At 39.4% G+C, this 1,041-nt stretch carries 1 protein-coding gene; it reads right to left on the bottom strand.

Annotation, left to right across the window (positions count from 1 at the left end; genetic code table 11):
* Positions 1-87: 87 nt before the first annotated feature.
* Positions 88-1,041, bottom strand: a 954-nt coding sequence (locus A3739_RS04820) for a toprim domain-containing protein (protein ID WP_231877011.1), incomplete at its 5' end; no start/stop codon positions are given.

Here is a 1,041-nt window from a genome sequence, read left to right as displayed (position 1 = left end):
CTAACGCTGAGTAACAAAGATCAGATAACAAAAAGCCGTACTTTTATTCAAAGTACGGCTTTAACAGAACATTCGATAATCTTCTAGCTATACATCTAGGTTGGTGACTTCTAGAGCATTAGATTGAATGAAGTCACGACGAGGTTCCACTTCATCACCCATTAGCGTTGTGAATATCATATCAGCTGCAACGGCGTCTTCGATATTTACCTTCATCATTCTGCGAGTGTCTGGATCCATTGTAGTTTCCCATAATTGATCTGGGTTCATTTCACCCAAACCTTTATAGCGTTGGATCGATAATCCTCTCTGTGCATCTTTCATAAGTAAATCAATGAGAGAACCGAAGTCTTTCACCGGAATATTCTTTTCACCCTTCACCACAAATGCATTGTCTTCTAATAAACCAAGTAAGGCTTCAGCAGTTTTCACAATAGCTAAGTAAGAACCTGATTCAAAGAAGTCTGATTTGAATATATATGGTGTCGAAATTCCATGAACATAAGCTTCGATCTTAGGTAAGAACAATCCTGTTTCTTGATCAGCAAAAACTGATGTCACGTAGTTTGTACCGGTAGATGTGTCTAGACCCAAATTCTCAGCCAATGCATCAGTCCAAGTTTTTACTTCATTCTCATCTTTTAAGTTTTCAGAAGTAAGGCCTTTGACTTTCAATAATGCTTGAAGGACTTTCTCAGGGTACGTACGAGACAATCTTGAAATCGCATCTGAGGCAATACGATAATCATTTACTAAGGCTTCTAATGCCTCGCCAGTTAAAGCAGGAGCATCTTCATTTACGAATAACTGTGCACCATCTAGCGCTGTTTGCGTCAGATAAGCTTCTAAAGATTTCTCATCTTTTAAATACTGTTCTTGCTTGCCTTTCTTCACTTTATAAAGAGGTGGCATGGCGATAAAGACATGGCCTCGCTCAATGATTTCACGCATCTGCCTGAAGAAGAAGGTAAGCAATAAAGTACGGATGTGTGAGCCGTCAACGTCAGCATCGGTCATAATAATGATGCTATGGTAACGAAG

The organism is Oleiphilus sp. HI0067, assembly GCF_001635735.1.
Note: the sequence above shows the minus strand (reverse complement) of the source record. Positions and strands in the feature narration are given on the sequence as shown.